The sequence below is a fragment of the Pseudomonas sp. LFM046 genome (assembly GCF_000949385.2).
Taxonomy (GTDB): Bacteria; Pseudomonadota; Gammaproteobacteria; order Pseudomonadales; family Pseudomonadaceae; genus Metapseudomonas.
In genome coordinates, this window is record NZ_JYKO02000001.1 from 2,740,142 (window position 1) to 2,757,418 (window position 17,277).

Below are 17,277 nucleotides of genomic sequence, written 5' to 3' on the forward strand. Positions count from 1 at the left end.
ACCTGGAGTTTGAAATGGCAACACTCAAGATCAACGGGAAGGTGTTGGAAGTGGATGTCGAGGGCGACACCCCTCTGCTGTGGGTGATTCGTGAACAGCTTGGCATGACGGGAACGAAGTACGGTTGCGGCATGGCCCAATGTGGCGCCTGCACCGTACACATCGACGGGGCGGCGACTCGATCCTGCGTGCTGCCGATTAGCGCCATTTCTGCGAGTCAGGCCGTTACCACCATCGAAGGACTGGGTGCCGAGGCCCCCCATCCGGTTCAACAGGCGTGGGCAGAGCTCGACGTCGCCCAGTGCGGCTACTGTCAGCCAGGGATGATCATGGCTGCTTCTGCGCTGTTGGCGCAGAACCCCAACCCCAGCGAGCAACAGATCCGCCAGCAAGTCACCAATATTTGTCGCTGCGGTACCTACCTGCGGGTAATCGAAGGTATCAAGTTGGCGGCCGAGCGCATGGCCGCATCCCGTGGCTGAGGAGATTAGGATGTCGACTACCAATCAGATCGAATCGCACGGCATTCAGCCGGTGCTTTCTCGCCGTCGTTTTCTCCAGGGTACAACGGCTGCGGCTGCTGGAGCATTTGTCTTCGGCTTCTCCTTTCCGATGGCCAGCTCGGCTGTCGCCGCGTCGGCGGGTCTGAGCGAAGTCAATGCCTGGGTGGTCATCCAACCGGACGAGACGGTGTTGATCCGCATAGCGCGAATCGAGATGGGGCAGGGCGCACTGACCGGCCTCGCCCAGTTGGTTGCCGAAGAGCTGGAGTGCGACTGGGACAAGGTTCGCTTCGAGCTCGTCAAGCCGGGGGCCAACCGCCAGCGCGAAAACGTCTGGCGGACTCAATCTACCGGCGGCTCGCGTGCCATCCGCGAATCGCACGAATACGTACGCATGGGGGGCGCGGCTGCGCGCATGATGCTGGTCGAGGCGGCGGCTCGCCAGTGGGATGTCGCGGCAGGTGAATGCAGTGTGGCCAAGGGGGTGATTACTCACCGACCGAGTGGCCGGACCACTACCTATGGCGCGGTCGCCCAGGCGGCGAACGCGATCACGCCACCGTCGAACGTTACCCTGAAGGAGCCCGCCCAATGGATCATCGCTGGCCAGCCACTCAAGCGCATCGATACCCTGGATAAGCTCGACGGCTCGCTGGTTTACGGCGTGGACTTCACCTTGCCGGATATGCTGGTGGCAGTACCCAAGGCCTGTCCGGTGCATGGCGGCAAGCTGCACCGCTTCGATGCCGCGGCCATTACGCAGATGCCGGGCGTCAAGCAGGTATTACGGGTGGACGACGAGACCGTGGCGGTGGTCGCCACTACTTTCTGGCGCGCCAGAAAGGCACTTGAGGCGCTGCCAATCGAGTGGGACGAGGGGCCGAATGCGGCGGTCTCCAGCGAAACCATTGCGCAGATGCTGCATGAAGGCTTGAGTGCCGATACGCCTTATGTCGGGAACCGAGTCGGTGATGCCGAGGCGCTACTTGCTGGCGCCGCGAAGGTGATCGAGGCCGACTACAGCTTTCCCTATCAAAATCACGCACAGATGGAGACGCTCTGCGCCACGGTGCGCTGGACTCCCGAACGCTGCGAGATGTGGGGGGCGACCCAAGTACCTGAAGCGGCCTTGAATACCCTGGCGGGGGCCGCTGAGTTACCGGTGGACGCCTGTGAGGTCCACACCACGCGCATCGGCGGAAGCTTCGGCCGACGCCTGGCCACCGACTACGTGCGAATGGCCGCGCTGATTGCCAAGCAGATACCCGGCGTTCCGGTAAAAATGATGTGGACCCGCGAAGAGGATATGGCCCAGGGCCGTTTCCACCCAGTCACTCAGTGTCGCCTGCGTGCGGCGCTCGATGCGCAGGGCAATGTCGAGGCACTGCATATGCGCATCTCCGGGCAATCAATCACTGCATACGCGATCCCCGGTGCGATGACCGACAATGGCGACCCGCATGTCTTCCAAGGCCTTGTGCCGGAGGGCGACATGGCCATCGGCTACAGCGTGCCGAATCTTTTGGTCGATCATGCTATGCGTAACCCGCACATTCGTCCTGGCTTCTGGCGCGGTGTGAATCTCAATCAGAATGCCCTGTACCTGGAATGCTTTATTGACGAGTTAGCTCACGCGGCTGGTCAGGATCCGCTGGCCTTCCGCCGCAAGCTGATGGCCAACCATCCCAAGCACCTGGCGGTACTTGAAGCAGCAGCCAAGGGCATTGGCTGGAGCACTCCGCCTGCGAAGGGTGTCTACCGGGGAATTGCGCAGGTCAAGGGATTCGGCAGCTATGTCGCGGCGGCCGCCGAGGTGTCGGTGGCAGACGGAAAGCTGACGATACACCGCATCGTTGCGGCAACCGATCCAGGGCACGTGGTCAACCCGCAACAGGTCGAGGCACAGGTCGCTGGGTCCTTCGTTTACGGCCTGTCGCCGATGCTCTACAGCGAGTGCACGGTAAAAGATGGGCGTGTCGAGCAGCAGAACTTCCACGCCTACAACGTGATGCGCTTGGCCGACATGCCGAAGGTAGAGGTAATCACGGTTCCCTCGGGTGGCTTCTGGGGCGGTGTCGGCGAACCCACCATCGCGGTGGCCGCACCGGCCGTGCTCAATGCGGTGTTCGCGGCGACGGGCAAACGGATTCGGGCCATACCGATCAAGAACGGGGATCTGGTGCCAGCGTAAATCTTCCTGCGCGGGTCATGGTTGAGCCCAGTGCGTGACAGAACCGGGTCAGGCGGACACGAATTCAGCCGCAGGGAAACCAAAATTTGCGGCCTCCAATTGGCACTGCAGGGAACCAGGGCTTTGCCCTGGCTTCTTCATTGATTCATGAATTGTCGTCATCAACCTATGCAGAGATCGATGGGTAGTCGCTGCGCATGTGCGGGTCTACAGTCGCAACAACTAATCCCGGTTGTTTCGTCGGGGGCACAACGCACCCCAAGGTTTCCGTTGGGTACCTACCCCAAAACTCCGGCCCTTCTGAGATAGGTGAGAGGTCAGCATGGGCAACATCGAAAACGACGTAATTGTAGTCATCGGTCCCGGCTCTATCGGCCAAGCAATCGCAAGGCGCGTGGGTATTGGGAAGCACATCCTGCTGGCGGATCTGCGTGAGGAAAACGCCAACGCTGCAGCCCAGATATTGGGTAACGCTGGGTACAAAACCAGCGTTACCAGCGTCGATGTTTCCTCCCGAGAGTCCGTGCACGCGCTGGTCGAGAAAGCCATTGCGCTGGGCAAAGTCACCGGCGTAATCCACGCAGCGGGGGTCTCTCCGTCGCAGGCGACGCCAGAAGTCATCCTTGCCGTCGATTTGTACGGCACAGCGTTGGTGCTCGAGGAGTTCGGGAACGTGATTGCTACTGGCGGTGCGGCGGTGGTCATCGCTTCTCAATCGGGGCATCGCCTCGGCGCACTGACAGAAGAACAAAACCGTGCGCTGGCCTTGACGCCAACTGACCAGTTGCTGGCCCTGCCATTTCTGCAACGGGACCAGGTGACAGACTCTCTGCATGCCTACCAACTCTCGAAACGAGGCAATTCGCTGCGAGTCATGGCTGAAGCGGTGCGCTGGGGCAAACGTGGGGCCCGCGTTAACACTATCAGTCCGGGGATCGTCATTACTCCGCTGGCCAAGGACGAACTGACCGGCCCTCGTGGTGAAGGCTACCGGCGCATGATTGAGCTTTGTCCCGTCGGCCGCGCGGGCACGCCGGACGAGGTCGGAGCAGTTGGCGCTTTGCTCATGGGGCAGGATGGCACCTTCATCACCGGCAGCGACTTCCTGATGGACGGCGGTGTCACCGCGTCTTACTGGTTTGGCGATCTGGCGAGCAAATAGCGGAGACCAACAACGCAATGATCGGGCTGCCGCTGTCGCCCTGGAGGCGCGGCGGCGACGCTGTACCGTAACCGGCCTATCCGCGGTTAAGGCGACTTTTTGCGTGAGCCCGTTATTTAGAGCGTACGGCCACCTTGGGCGGTATTTACGACATGACGTCGGTGGCGAGACGTATTGTGTCGAAAGGCACGCCTATTGCGCCCGCGATGATCACTGCGATACCGCGAGAGTGAGCATATCTGCGTATGGAGCGTGCACCGCAAGCAGACCGGATAGCCTCGGGCCAAATCTCTTAGGACGGTGTCACTGCAATGGCAGTCGAATCCCACAGCCTACAACTCCTACCTGTTATTACGCTCCTCGCAGCTGCGGTCATCGCCGCTCCTATCTCGAAGAGACTGGGCCTGGGGGCTGTTCTTGGTTATCTGGTCGCTGGAGTCATCATCGGTCCTTTCGGGGGCAAGGTCTTCAACGACCCAGAATCAATCCTCCAAATCGCCGAGTTAGGCGTCGTAATGTTCCTCTTCCTGATTGGTTTGGAGATGCGACCATCGAGGCTCTGGGGACTGCGCCACCAGATCTTGGGACTTGGGCTGTCGCAGGTAGCCACCTGCTCCCTGTTACTCACTGTCATTGGACTGAGCTTTGGACTAACCGCCGCTCAGGCATTCGTTGCGGCGGCCGGTTTCGTGCTGACCTCAACGGCTGTTGTCATGCAGATGCTGAGCGAGCGGGGAGATATTGCTTCTATCGCAGGTCAACGCGTCGTTTCGGTACTGCTGCTCGAAGATCTGATGATCGTCCCATTGCTTGCACTTGTCGCCTTCCTAGCGCCCATCGCGCCTGAATCTGGCAGCTCTGACGGCATTCATTGGGTAGGGATAGGGACAGCTCTCGTGTCGATTTGCGGCTTGATCATCGCTGGCAGATATCTCCTCAATCCACTATTCGGACTGCTGGCGAACACTGGGGCGCGTGAGGTTATGACGGCTGCCGCTTTGCTTGTTGTCCTTGGCTCGGCTTATGCCATGCAACTGGGAGGACTGTCGATGGCGATGGGTGCCTTTGTTGCTGGTGTACTGCTATCGGAGTCCAGTTATCGGCACCAACTGGAGGTCGATATAGAGCCCTTTCGAGGAGTACTACTGGGGCTATTCTTCCTCGCAGTTGGCATGTCGTTGGACCTCGGTATCGTGGTTGCAAGCTGGAAAACCGTTGCGCTCTACGTTGCGGCGTACATGGCCACGAAAGCCGTAGCGATCTACCTGGTTGCACGCGTGTTCCGCTCGTCGCACCGCGAGGCATTGGAGCGAGCGCTGAGCATGGCCCAAGGAGGAGAGTTCGCGTTTGTACTGTATGCCGCCGCTGCGGCTTCCGGAATCATCGATACCCAACAGCATGCACTTTTGACCGCAGTCGTGGTGTTATCCATGGCGGTCACTCCTTTGACTGTTGCGGCGTTCAAGGCAGCATCCGGTCTCCATAACGCCTCCATCGAAGGATACCCAACTCCTGCAGGAGAAACAGGGGCGGCGCTGATTATTGGCTTTGGTCGAGTGGGGCAGATCGCCAGCCAGTTTTTACTCGAGCGCGGATTCGACATCTCGATAATCGACACGGATGTCGAGATGATCGACGTCGCACGAGAATTCGACTTCAAGGTTTACTACGGCGACGGTACCCGCCTGGACATCCTGCGTGCATCGGGGGCAAGCCAGGCTGATGTAGCTCTAGTCTGCATCGACAATGCTGACGGAAGCACTCGAATCACCTCCTTACTGAAATCCGAGTTTCCGTTGCTACCTGTCCTGGTGCGTTCGGTTGATCGTGTCCACAGCCTCGCCCTGGTGAAAGCTGGTGCTGATTATCAGGTTCGCGAGACCTTCGAATCTGCAATGGTGTTGGGATGTCGGGCGCTGGAAAGCCTCGGTGTGGGCGTCGACGAGATTGATGCAATATGCACCCGTATTCGCGAGCGGGATCAGTGTCGGCTGGATTTGCAGGTTCTCGGCGGGCTCAATGCGGGGCGCGAACTGTTCAGTGGCAAGCCTGGGAGAGACCCAGAGTAGAACGGTAATGCCCGTCCCGCGTTTCCCAGGGCACCGAGTATCTGCCGAGTTCTCCTGCAGTGCTCGATCGTCAATGGGTGCTGACGCGAGTTTCGGCGCTTGCTTTGAGAGAGCACTTGCCTGATCCCACGCTCACTGAATGTAACAGTCAGTGGCTGGCGAATGGCTTTCGTACCTGCCAAGAAACGAGACCGCTCAGACTTGCGCAGCGGATATTGAGAGCCTCCCAAGCGGATTTGATTCGGCTCGACACGGGTTAGGGGGAATCCTCTGCTCTGAAGGGCATTCAGGAAATAAATTTCCGTACACATGTACAAATTCTTCTTGCGCCACCCCCAAGACCTTGCTAATAATCTGTACACCTGTACAGAATCAATCGCATATAGCGCTTCCGTACAGAGCATCTAGCACAAACCGATAAGCAACCAGCCGTAGGTGTTCGTTTGCCCTTAACCTGTACGGTTGTACAACAAATATCTTGCGAGGTGTGGCATGAAGGGAAAGCAACCGGGGGAGCAAAACCTTGGCGTAACGCGCCGTGATGTCATCAAAGGCACGGTAGGGCTGCTGTGGGCGGGTGTGGCGCTCGGCGGCTTGCCGCTGTCGACGTTGTCCGCACCCAGGAATGGAGGGCGTCTGGTGTTCGGCCTGGCGGGGGCATCGACCACCGACAGCCTGGACCCTGGGCTGGCGGAAGACGACTTCATGATGCTGCTGACCCAGGCCTTGCGGGGCAACCTGGTGGAAATCGACAGCGCCGGCAACGCGATTCCCGAACTGGCGGAGTCCTGGGAGTCCTCGCCGGATGCCAGCGTCTGGACGTTCCGGCTGCGCAGTGGCGTGCAGTTCCACAATGGCAAGCCCTTTGCCGCCGACGACGTCGTGGCCACGCTCGACTACCACCGCAAGGACGGTTCGAAATCCCTGTCGAAATCCATCGTCTCGCAGATCGATAGCGTCAAGGCGCTGGATGACCGCACTGTCGAAGTCGCCCTGAAAGGCGGCAACGCCGATTTCCCGGTGCTCATGAGCGACTACCACCTGGGCATCCTCCCGCGCGGTGTGGATGGCCAGGTCGACTGGCGCTCCGGTGTCGGCACCGGCGGCTACATGCTCAAGGAGTACAACCCCGGCGTGCGTGCCTTCGTGGTGCGCAACCCGAACTACTGGAAGCAGGGCCGGGCGCACGTCGACGAAGCCGAGCTGATCGCGATCGCCGACTCCGTGGCCCGGCAGAACGCGCTCATCACCGGCAAGGTGCACGTGATCAACCGGGTGGAGATCAAGACGCTGTCGTTGCTGCAGCGAAGCAACAAGGTGCGCATTGCCGAAGTGACCGGCCTGAACCACGCGACCATGCCGATGATCGCCCAGGTCAGCCCGTTCCAGGACAACAACGTGCGGCTCGCCCTGAAGTACGCGGTGGATCGCGAGCAATGGGTGAAGTCGATCCTGCGGGGCCACGGCAGCGTCGGCAACGATCATCCCATCGGCGCCCAGCAGAAGTACTTCAACAGCGAGCTGCCGCAGCGCCAGTACGATGCGGACAAGGCGCGCTTCTATCTCAAGCAGGCCGGGCTCGATCGCCTGGACATCAGCATCAGCGCCGCCGACGCGGCCTTCGCCGGTGCCGTGGACGCCGGCGTGCTGTTCGAGGAGAGCGCGCGCAAGGCGGGCATCAACCTCAAGGTGGTGCGCGAGTCCAACGACGGCTACTGGATCAATGTTTGGTCCAAAAAACCGATGTGCATGTGCTACTGGACCGGCCGCCCGACGCCTGACTGGATCTTCAGCCAGATCTACGCCACCGGTGCGTCCTGGGGCGATACCCAGTGGAACAACGACCGCTTCGACAAGCTGATGCTGCAGGCCAGGTCCGAGCTCGATGAGGCGCGTCGCAAGGCGATCTACTGGGACATGCAGAAAATGCTCCATGACGAGGGCTCGACCGTCGTCCCGATGTTCATGAACCACATCATGGGCATGAGCAACGACGTGGTCACGACTGAAACCATTTCCGGAGAAATGGCGCTGGATGGTATGCGTGCCATCGAGCGCTGGTCGCTGGCGTAAGCGCGGGGGTGAGCATGAGCAATCTGGATTGGCATGCAGTCAGCGCGGAAAACACCCGCAGCCTGCGCAATGTCTTCGGCACTTTCATGACTGGCGTGACCGTGGTAACGGCGTGGGATGCGGACGGCATCCCACGGGGCTTCACCGCCAACTCGTTCACCTCGGTTTCCCTGAGCCCGGCGCTGGTGCTGGTGTGCATCGCCAAGACGGCGGGCAGCCTGCCAGTGTTCAGCGAGGCGCCGCGCTTCGCCATCAACATCCTCGGTGACTGGCAACGGGAGACGTCGAACGCCTTCGCCGGTCGCTCGGCCAACAAGTTCGAGGGTGTGGAACTGCTGGCCTCGGAGCCTGCGGCGCCCTGCCTGGCGGACAGCCTGAGCGTACTGTGCTGCGCCAGGCACAGCCTGGTGGAAGCCGGCGACCACGTGATCCTGATCGGTGAGGTGCTGCGCTACAGGAGCAGCGTAGGCAGCCCCCTGGGCTACTTCCGGGGTAGCTACGTGGATTTTGCCGAAGGGGCCAGGGCGATCCAGGTCGAGCGCGGCAGCGCACTGAAGGTGGGCTGCCTGATCGCCCATGACAGTGGCCTGGTGATGGTTCGCGAGCCCGGCTGTGAGCACTGGAGCATCCCCGAAGTGTTCTGGCGTGCAGGCGTCAGCCAGAAGGCTGTCATCGAAGAGGTCTTCCGCCGTGTCGGGATGGATGGTGACGTGTCGTTCATCTACTCGATGTTCGCGGAGGAGGGCGATGACTTCGCCCGGCTGGTGTTCCGCGGCGACGCGCGGGATGGCGTAGCGGCACCGCTGTCGAGGAGCCTGGAGGTCCGCGTCTTCCACGCGCACGAACAGCCGTGGCGCCTGGTGAAGGGCGAGTACACGGTGAGCATGATCCATCGCTTCTTCACCGAGCGCGAGGCCGATGCCTTCGGCATCTATTGCGACACTGCCGACGGTGGACGAATCGCCGGCATAGCGGGCCAGCCCGTGCATTGGCTGGACTGGAAACATCAAGCCCAATAAGTGGACTCATACATGGAATTCAATCATTTCCTCAGCTCCTACCTGCCCGACCCCAATGCTTCGGGCAAAGAGCTCTACGACTGCATGGTCGAACAGGCGGTGGTGGCGGAGCAGGTCGGCTACGCGGGGATCTCCATTCCTGAACACCACCTGATCAACATCCTGCTGGTGCCGTCGCCATTGCAGATGGCCGTGAAGATCGCCTCGGTCACGAAAAGGATCGAGCTGGTGACCTCCATCGCCGTGCTGCCGATACGGGACATGCGCGTCTTCGCCGGTGAGGTCGTGCAGGCGGACGCGATGACCGACCACAGGCTGGTCCTGGGAGTAGGGCGGGGCGCCTTCAGGTACGAGATCGAGAAACTCGGCGTGCCCATGGACACGACCCGCGAACGCTTCGACGAATCCTTTGCCGTGCTTCAGGCATTGCTGACGCGCAAGGAAGTGTCCTGGGACGGCAAGTACTACCAGTTCAGCCCGCTCACTGTCATGCCCCGGCCGGAGCGCGAGATTCCGCTGATGGTCGCCACCATGGCGCCGGAAGGCATTCGGGCATGCGCGGCGCAGGGTTTCTCGGTCCAGACGACACCGTTGAGCGGCGACCACGGGATGCTGCTGGAGCAGGTGAACGCGTTCCGTGAAGGGAAGGCCGGCTCTCGATTCAAGAACGCCAACACCCGTCTCTCCCTGCAGCGGGCCACCTACCTGGCGCGTGACGAGGCGGATGCCCGCGAGAAGCTGCAGTTGGCCCATGAGTACTACATGCGCTTCGACAACGTCTTCACCGGTCCGGGCGTGGTGCATGGCGGAGGGATCGAGCCGCTGCCGCGCAAACAGTCCATCGAAGAACTGGGCGAGAACCTGCTCATCTGCACCAGGGAACGGATGCTCGACCAGCTCGCCACCTATGCCGAAGCCGGGATAGACGAAGTGATCATGACCGCGAACTTCGGCCAGTCACAGGAAGACACCCTGGACATGATTCAGCGCTTCGGCGAGGAAATCATTCCGTACTTCAGCTCCAACCAAGCATCGATGAAAAAGAGGATCGGCCAATGCCATTGATCACCGTTGAACTCTTCCCCGGGCGTACCACTGAAAAGAAGCGTGAGCTCATCAAGGCCCTGACGGACACCTATGTCGAGGTCTGCGGCGGCAAGGCCCAGGCGGTCACCATCCTGTTGAAGGAAGTGGACCCGGGCGACTGGGGCGTGGCCGGCAAGTCCTACGCGGAAATCATCGCCGAATCCAAGGTCCAGGCGTAGCGAGGTGAAGCCATGAGCAAGGCAATCGATTGCGCCTATCGCGTGGACGGCCAGGGCCCGGCGCTGGTGATGATCCATGGGATCGGTGCACGCAAGACCGGCTGGGACAAGGTCACCGACGCACTGAAAGACCGCTTCACCTGCATTCGCTATGACCTGCGCGGCCATGGTGACTCGCCGGTGGCCCAGGCGCCGTTCGGCCTGGACGAGCTGGTCGAGGACCTGGAAGCGCTGCGTGCCCGCCTGGGTGTGGAGCGGATGCACCTGGTCGGCCATTCCCTCGGCGGCATGATCGGCCCGGCGTACGCGCGCAAGTATCCGCAGCACGTCCTCAGCATCGGCCTGCTGTCGACCGCGGCGTTTCGCTCCCCTCAGGACAGCGAGAACGTGCGCAAGGTGGTGCAGGCCATGGAGGAAAAGGGAATCGGCCCGGTACTCGATACCCTGACCCAGCGCTGGTTCACCGAAGCCTTCTGCCAGGCGCACCCCGAGGTGATCGAGTGGCGCAAGCAGCAGGTCATCGATACCCCTGCGGAGATCTTTCTCAATGTGTTCCGCATCTACGCGGAAACCGAAATGTCGCCCTGGCTGCACGAGGTCGAAAAACCGTGCCTGGTCCTTACCGGCGAATTCGACGGCGGATGCAATCCGGGACTGAACCGGAAGATCGCGGACGCGTTGCCACATTCGGAGCTGGTGGTACTACCTGACCTGAAACACGCGATCCTGATCGAAGCGAGCGACAAAGTCGTACCGCATATAGAGGCCTTCCTGGAAAAGGCTTCCCGTTAACTCCTGCCGATACCGGGGACAGGGCAAGCCCTGCTTGGCCTCGTCCCCGTCACCAAGAAAAACAAATGTCCAACAGGTCAGCAGGTTGACGTTATGGCACTGATATATCCCATTGTCTTGCGACGCATTTTTCTCGGAGCCTTGACCCTGCTGGGGGTCTCCGCGCTCATCTTCGCGGCGGTTCAGCTGCTGCCGGGCGACATGGCACAGAAGCTTCTGGGCCAGTCCGCCACTCCGGAGGCATTGACCGCGCTTCGGCACGAAATGGGGCTGGACCAGCCCGCACTCACGCGTTATCTCAACTGGTTGCTGGGAAGCCTGCAGGGCGACTTCGGCGTATCGTTGTCCAACGGCCGGGCGGTCTCCGAGCTGATCGGTCAGCGGTTGCTCAACACGCTCTTCCTGGCCAGCTATACCGCCATCATCGCGGTTCCCCTGGCTCTGCTGCTGGGCCTTTTCGCCGCGCTGTACAAGGACTCGCTCTATGATCGCGTGGTCAACGTGATCTCCCTGGCAGCGGTGTCGCTCCCCGAGTTCTTCATCGGCTACATCCTGATCCTGCTGTTGGCGGTGAAGTTCCCCGTGTTCCCCTCCATCGCCGATGTCCCGCCATCCGCTAGCCTCATCGAGCATCTGCACGCGGCCTTCCTGCCGGCATTGACGCTCACCCTAGTCATCACCGCGCACATGATGCGCATGACCCGGATCGCGGTGCTGGACCTGCTTCAGTTGCCCTACATCGAGATGGCGAAGCTCAAAGGGCTTTCGCGGCTCAGGATCGTCCTGCGTCATGCGCTTCCCAATGCGTGGGCCCCAATCGTCAACGTGATCGCGGTGAACCTGGCGTACCTGATCACCGGGGTGGTGGTCGTCGAGGTGGTCTTCGTCTACCCGGGCCTCGGGCAACTGATGGTGGACTCGGTGATCAAGCGCGACGTCATGGTGGTCCAGGCCTGCTGCTGCATCTTCGCAGTGGTCTACATCGGCATCAACCTGCTTGCCGACGTGCTCTCCATCGTGACCAACCCACGCCTGCTGCACCGCAAATGAGGGCAACGCCATGAATGCCTTGTACAACACCTTCATGCAGATGACGTGGACCGCCCGGATCGGCATGATGATCATCCTCGCCTACGCCTTCCTCGCCCTGTTCGGCCCCTTCATCGCCCCCTACGGCGAAACCCAGATCGTCGGCAGCGAGTACGATCCGTGGAGCGCGCAGAACTGGCTGGGCACCGACAACCTCGGCCGCGACATGCTGTCCAGGTTGATCTTCGCCGCCCGCAACACCATCGGCATCGCGCTGGTTTCCACGGCGCTGGCATTCTTTATCGGTGGCGCGCTGGGCCTGATCGCGGCGACGCTCGGTGGTTGGGTCGACGGCGTGCTGTCGCGCTTGGTCGACGTGCTGATGGCGGTTCCACAACTCATCTGTGCGCTCCTGCTGCTGACCATCTTCGGTACCAGCATTGCCACGCTCATCGTCGTCATCGCCCTGGTGGACGCCACACGGATATTCCGCCTGGCTCGATCCGTGTCGCTGAACGTGGTGGTCACGGACTACATGGAGGTGGCGCGGCTGCGTGGGGAAGGGCTGTTCTGGCTGGTGGCGGCCGAGCTGCTACCCAACGTCCGCGCGCCACTGGTGGCCGAGTTCGGACTGCGCTTCTGCTTCGTGTTCCTCACCATCTCCTCGTTGTCGTTCCTGGGGCTCGGCCTGCAACCGCCCCTGGCGGATTGGGGCAGCATGGTGCGCGAGAACGCCTCGCTGATCTCGTTCGGCGACCTCACTCCGCTGATTCCCGCCGCAGCCATTGGCGTGCTGGCCATTGCCGTCAACTTCGTCGCCGACTGGTTCCTCGCCCAACGGCGATGAGCAGCCCGCCCAAGACTTGTGTGAGGACGTTCAGCATGACTGAAGCACTCTTGAAAATGACTGGCCTGCGTATCGAGGCCGCCACCGCCAAAGGCTGGAGCGAGATCGTCCATGGGGTCGACCTAGAGCTCCAACGAGGGAAAATCCTCGGCCTGGTCGGGGAGTCGGGCGCCGGCAAGTCCACCATCGGGCTCGCGGCGATGGGGTATACCCGCGAAGGCTGCCGGATCTCCGGCGGTGAAATCCTCTTCGATGGCCTGAACCTGCGCGATATCCCCGAAGCCAGGCATCGGGAGCTCCTCGGCGCCCGGATCGCCTACGTGGCACAGTCGGCGGCGGCGAGCTTCAACCCGGCGCATCGGCTGATCGACCAGCATTGTGAAAGTGCGCTGGAGCACCAGCTGGCCGGGCGCGAAGAGGCTCGCCGGGATGCCATCGAGCTGTACCGCAAGATTTCCCTCCCGGAACCGGAGTCCATCGGCGACCGCTATCCCCACCAGGTTTCCGGAGGGCAGCTGCAACGCATCATGACCGCGATGGCCATGTCCTGCCGGCCGGACCTGATCATTTTCGACGAGCCCACCACGGCACTGGACGTCACGACGCAGATCGACGTCCTGCTGACCATTCGCGAGCTGGTGCGCGAATTCCAGGTGGCGGCGATCTACATCTCCCACGACCTCGCAGTCGTCGCCCAGATGGCGGACCAGGTGATGGTGCTCAAGGATGGCGCGGTGGTGGAGGAGGGCGACAAACGCCGGGTTCTCGAACAGCCTCAAGCGGATTACACCAAGTCGCTCTGGGCGGTACGGAACCTCTCCTGCGAAGCGCGCCCGCCAGCGGACCGGGGCCAGCCCCCCATCCTCGAGTTGCGTGACCTGCGGGCCGGCTATGGCAACACGCCGGTGCTCCAGGATGTTTCGCTCAAGGTCTACCCCGGACGCACCTTGGCCATCGTCGGCGAATCCGGCTCCGGCAAGTCCACCCTGGGGCGCTGCATTACCGGTGCCTTGCCGAGCAAGGCGGGCAGTGTGCATTTCCAGGGGCAGCCCCTGGCTCCCCACTACGGCAAGCGCTCGCGCGAGCAGCTGCGGTCGATCCAGATGATCTATCAGATGGCGGATACCGCCCTTAATCCCCGCCATCGGGTTGCCGACCTGATCGGGCGGCCACTGACGTTCTACGGCGGGGCACGCGGCGCGCAGCGAGAGGCTCGTGTTCGCGAGCTGCTGGCCGCCGTGGGGCTGGAGCCGGACCGCTTCATGTCGCGGTACCCGGCGGAGCTATCCGGCGGACAGAAACAGCGCGTGGGCATCGCCCGCGCCCTGGCCGCCAACCCGGCGGTGATCATCTGCGACGAGATCACCAGCGCCCTCGATCAACTGGTGGCCGAGGGCATCCTGCGTCTGATCGACGATCTGAAGAAAGGCCTGGGCATTACCTACCTGTTCATCACCCATGACCTGTCCGTGGTCAAGTCGATTGCCGATGACGTGTTGGTCCTCAAGGCGGGCAGCGTGGTCGACTTTGGCGACAGGGAGCGGGTCTTCACCCCGCCGTGCGACAGCTATGTCACGCGTCTGCTCGAAAGCATGCCGCAAATGGACCCGGACTGGCTCGATGGCCTGGCGCAACGCGGCGTGGCCTGAACCTCATTTCGAACAAGGAAAATTACCGTGGCAGCCAAATCACTTCACGATTGGACAAGTATTGCCGAGCGGCTTCAGATTGAAGGACGATGCTTCATCGATGGCCGATACCAGGACGCGGCGGAGCAGTGCACGTTCGATAAGGTCAGTCCACTGGACGGCCGGAAACTCGCCGCCGTGGCGCGCTGCGGCGGGGCCGACGTGGACCTTGCCGTCGCCGCCGCGCGCAAGGCGTTCGAGGCGGGTCATTGGTCCCGCATGGCGCCGGCACAGCGCAAGCGCGTCCTGTCGCGCTTCGCCGACCTGCTGGAGGCCAATGCCGAAGAGCTGGCCTTGCTGGAAACCCTGGACATGGGCAAGCCGATCGCCCACGCCCTGTCCACCGACATTCCTGGTGCCGCCAATGCCATCCGCTGGTGCGCCGAGGCGATCGACAAGGTCTATGGCGAGATCGCCGCGACCGCAGCGGACCAGCTGGGCTTGATCACCCGTGAGGCGGTGGGTGTGGTCGGGGTGATCGTGCCCTGGAACTTCCCGCTGCTGATGGCCAGTTGGAAACTGGGGCCTGCACTGGCGTGCGGCAATTCGGTGGTGCTCAAACCGTCGGAGCGCTCGCCTCTCACGGCCATACGCGTCGCCCGCCTGGCCAGCGAAGCGGGTATTCCGGATGGCGTCTTCAGCGTGCTCCCCGGCTTCGGCACGGAGGCGGGAAGCCCGCTTTCCCTGCATATGGATGTCGACGCCATCGCCTTCACCGGCTCGACCAACATCGCCAAGCAACTCATGGTGGCGTCCGGAAAATCCAACCTCAAGCGGGTCTGGACCGAGGCCGGAGGCAAGAGCCCCAACATCGTCTTCGCGGATGCCCCCGACCTGGCCGCTGCGGCCACAAGCGCGGCGGCGGCCATCGCCTACAACCAGGGCCAGGTGTGCACGGCGGGTTCCAGGCTGCTGGTTCAGCGTTCCGTGCGCGAAGCCTTCCTGGATCACTTGCGCCAAGCGCTCGGGAGCTGGTCGCCGATCAACGCCCTGGATCCGTCGAGCCGCTACGGGGCCATGGTGGATGCGCAGCACCTGCAGCAGGTAAAAGGCTATGTGGCCGCGGGGATGGAGGAGGGCGCCCGGATGATCGTCGGCGACAAGGGAGAAAGCCTCGCTCAAGGCTGTTACCTCGGCCCGGTGGTCTTCGAGGGTGTGCGCAACGATATGCGCATAGCCCGCGAGGAAATCTTCGGCGCGGTGCTGGCGGTGATCGACTTCGAGGATGCCGAAGAAGCCGTAGCCATCGCCAACGATACGCCTTACGGACTGGCTGCCGGGCTCTGGACCTCGAACCTGTCGCGCGCCCACCAGGTCGCTCGCGCACTGCGGGCGGGCTCGGTCTGGGTCAACCAATACTCCGGAGGTGACATGACCGCGCCCTTTGGTGGGTTCAAGCAATCCGGCAACGGGCGTGACAGATCCCTGCACGCCTTCGACAAGTACACCGAACTCAAGGCCACCTGGATAAGACTCTGAGTGGCCCGGGCCTTTTGACCGAAATGGATAGGGGGCAGGATAATCGCCTGTCCCGAACCGCCAACCTCAGGAACGGCAACATGGCGCGAGCAACACCGAAGAAGATCTACGATCCGGAACTGCGCCGGGAAGAAATCATCAAGGCAGCTTTCCTTTGTCTGAGCGAGGAGGGCTACGCGAAGCTTTCTGCGCGCAAGATCGCCGCCCGGGCGGAAATGGCCCTGGGCCATATCAGCTACCACTTCAAGGACATGAACGAGCTGCTGGTGGAGGCTTACAAGTACGCCTCGCGCAAGCTCTACGAGGCGACTTACGCCGGCCTGGCAGCCGAATCCAGGACCCCGATGGCGCAACTGGAGGTATTCCTTCGCAGTGGCTTCACCGGGACATTCCTAGATCGCAGCTATCTCTCCGTGCGCATCGACCTGTGGTCGGCATCCCTGTTCCAGGAAGACATCGCCGAGACCGAGCGCAAGCTGTACGCGGTGTACCGCGAACGCCTGGTTGAGGTACTGGCCCGTATAGCTGAGGAACGCCAATCGGACGACAACCGTATCGAAAAGTCGGCCGACGCGATCATGGCGATGCTCGACGGGCTTTGGTTGGATTGGCAACGGCGAAAAAACATGAAAGCCATCGAACATGGCATTACCGCCTGCCTCGACCTGGTTACCTTCTATATGCCCAAGCCCACTGGTCCCCTGATCGGGAGATAGAAAATGCCAAACACAATCACCGTCATCAGGCATGCGGAAGGCTCTGCGCTTGGCGATGCGACCCCGGCAAAGTTTCCAGTTGGTGATGTCGTCGCCCACGCAAGGCTTGGCCAGGCTGTGACACTCGAAGAGTCGACTGCCTCGGTCGGTGTCTGGGAGTGCAGTCCTGGAATGTTTCGCCGTGCCGTTATGAACCGCGAGTTCAGTCACATCATTTCTGGCTGGTGCACTTTTACTCCGGATGGTGGTGAGACTATCGAGTTGAGGGCAGGCGATGCTGTGCTGTTTCCGGCCGACTGCGAAGGCGTTTGGGACATCCGGGAGAAGCTTCGCAAAACCTACGTCATTTTCTGACGTGTGAATCGTGCCATCGAAGCAAGAAGAGTCCACCCTCATGGCCCGGTGTCATACCTTCGCTTTGGGACAGTGGCATGGCCCGGGCTA

The 17,277-nt window shown here is 61.7% G+C and carries 15 protein-coding genes; all 15 read left to right on the forward strand.

The window, feature by feature from the left end:
* Positions 1-14 precede the first annotated feature (14 nt).
* Positions 15-482, forward strand: coding sequence for a (2Fe-2S)-binding protein (locus TQ98_RS12640; protein ID WP_044872503.1), 468 nt, complete (start codon positions 15-17; stop codon positions 480-482).
* Positions 483-492: 10 nt separating this feature from the next.
* On the forward strand, positions 493-2,694 hold the full coding sequence (locus tag TQ98_RS12645; protein WP_044872504.1) for a molybdopterin cofactor-binding domain-containing protein: 2,202 nt from the start codon (positions 493-495) through the stop codon (positions 2,692-2,694).
* 322 nt (positions 2,695-3,016) lie between these two features.
* Entirely contained in the window at positions 3,017-3,856 is an 840-nt protein-coding gene (locus TQ98_RS12650; protein WP_044872505.1) for an SDR family oxidoreductase, read from the forward strand.
* A 311-nt stretch (positions 3,857-4,167) separates the two neighbouring features.
* Entirely contained in the window at positions 4,168-5,925 is a 1,758-nt protein-coding gene (locus tag TQ98_RS12655) for a monovalent cation:proton antiporter-2 (CPA2) family protein (protein ID WP_044872506.1), read from the forward strand.
* A 492-nt stretch (positions 5,926-6,417) separates the two neighbouring features.
* Positions 6,418-7,998 carry an ABC transporter substrate-binding protein gene (locus TQ98_RS12660; protein WP_052659195.1) on the forward strand — a complete coding sequence of 527 codons (1,581 nt, stop codon included), beginning with the start codon at positions 6,418-6,420 and terminating at the stop codon, positions 7,996-7,998.
* A gap of 14 nt (positions 7,999-8,012) precedes the next feature.
* Positions 8,013-9,017, forward strand: a complete 1,005-nt coding sequence (locus TQ98_RS12665) for a flavin reductase (protein ID WP_052659196.1) — start codon at positions 8,013-8,015, stop codon at positions 9,015-9,017.
* Positions 9,018-9,029: 12 nt separating this feature from the next.
* Positions 9,030-10,082, forward strand: coding sequence for an LLM class flavin-dependent oxidoreductase (locus tag TQ98_RS12670; protein ID WP_044872507.1), 1,053 nt, complete (start codon positions 9,030-9,032; stop codon positions 10,080-10,082).
* Complete coding sequence (locus tag TQ98_RS12675) at positions 10,073-10,282, forward strand: 4-oxalocrotonate tautomerase family protein (RefSeq protein ID WP_044872508.1); 210 nt, start codon at positions 10,073-10,075, stop codon at positions 10,280-10,282. Before TQ98_RS12670 ends, TQ98_RS12675 begins: the two co-directional genes overlap by 10 nt.
* 12 nt (positions 10,283-10,294) lie before the next feature.
* Entirely contained in the window at positions 10,295-11,074 is a 780-nt protein-coding gene (locus TQ98_RS12680) for an alpha/beta fold hydrolase (protein WP_044872509.1), read from the forward strand.
* Between the two features lie 93 nt (positions 11,075-11,167).
* Positions 11,168-12,124 carry an ABC transporter permease gene (locus TQ98_RS12685; protein WP_044872510.1) on the forward strand — a complete coding sequence of 319 codons (957 nt, stop codon included), beginning with the start codon at positions 11,168-11,170 and terminating at the stop codon, positions 12,122-12,124.
* 10 nt (positions 12,125-12,134) lie between these two features.
* Complete coding sequence (locus tag TQ98_RS12690; protein WP_044872511.1) at positions 12,135-12,950, forward strand: ABC transporter permease; 816 nt, start codon at positions 12,135-12,137, stop codon at positions 12,948-12,950.
* A 35-nt stretch (positions 12,951-12,985) separates the two neighbouring features.
* Entirely contained in the window at positions 12,986-14,599 is a 1,614-nt protein-coding gene (locus tag TQ98_RS12695) for an ABC transporter ATP-binding protein (protein WP_044872512.1), read from the forward strand.
* Positions 14,600-14,626: 27 nt separating this feature from the next.
* Entirely contained in the window at positions 14,627-16,117 is a 1,491-nt protein-coding gene (locus tag TQ98_RS12700) for an aldehyde dehydrogenase (protein ID WP_044872513.1), read from the forward strand.
* A 23-nt stretch (positions 16,118-16,140) separates the two neighbouring features.
* On the forward strand, positions 16,141-16,833 hold the full coding sequence (locus TQ98_RS12705) for a TetR family transcriptional regulator C-terminal domain-containing protein (protein ID WP_082073208.1): 693 nt from the start codon (positions 16,141-16,143) through the stop codon (positions 16,831-16,833).
* Positions 16,834-16,836: 3 nt separating this feature from the next.
* Complete coding sequence (locus TQ98_RS12710) at positions 16,837-17,187, forward strand: cupin domain-containing protein (RefSeq protein ID WP_044872515.1); 351 nt, start codon at positions 16,837-16,839, stop codon at positions 17,185-17,187.
* Positions 17,188-17,277: the final 90 nt, after the last annotated feature.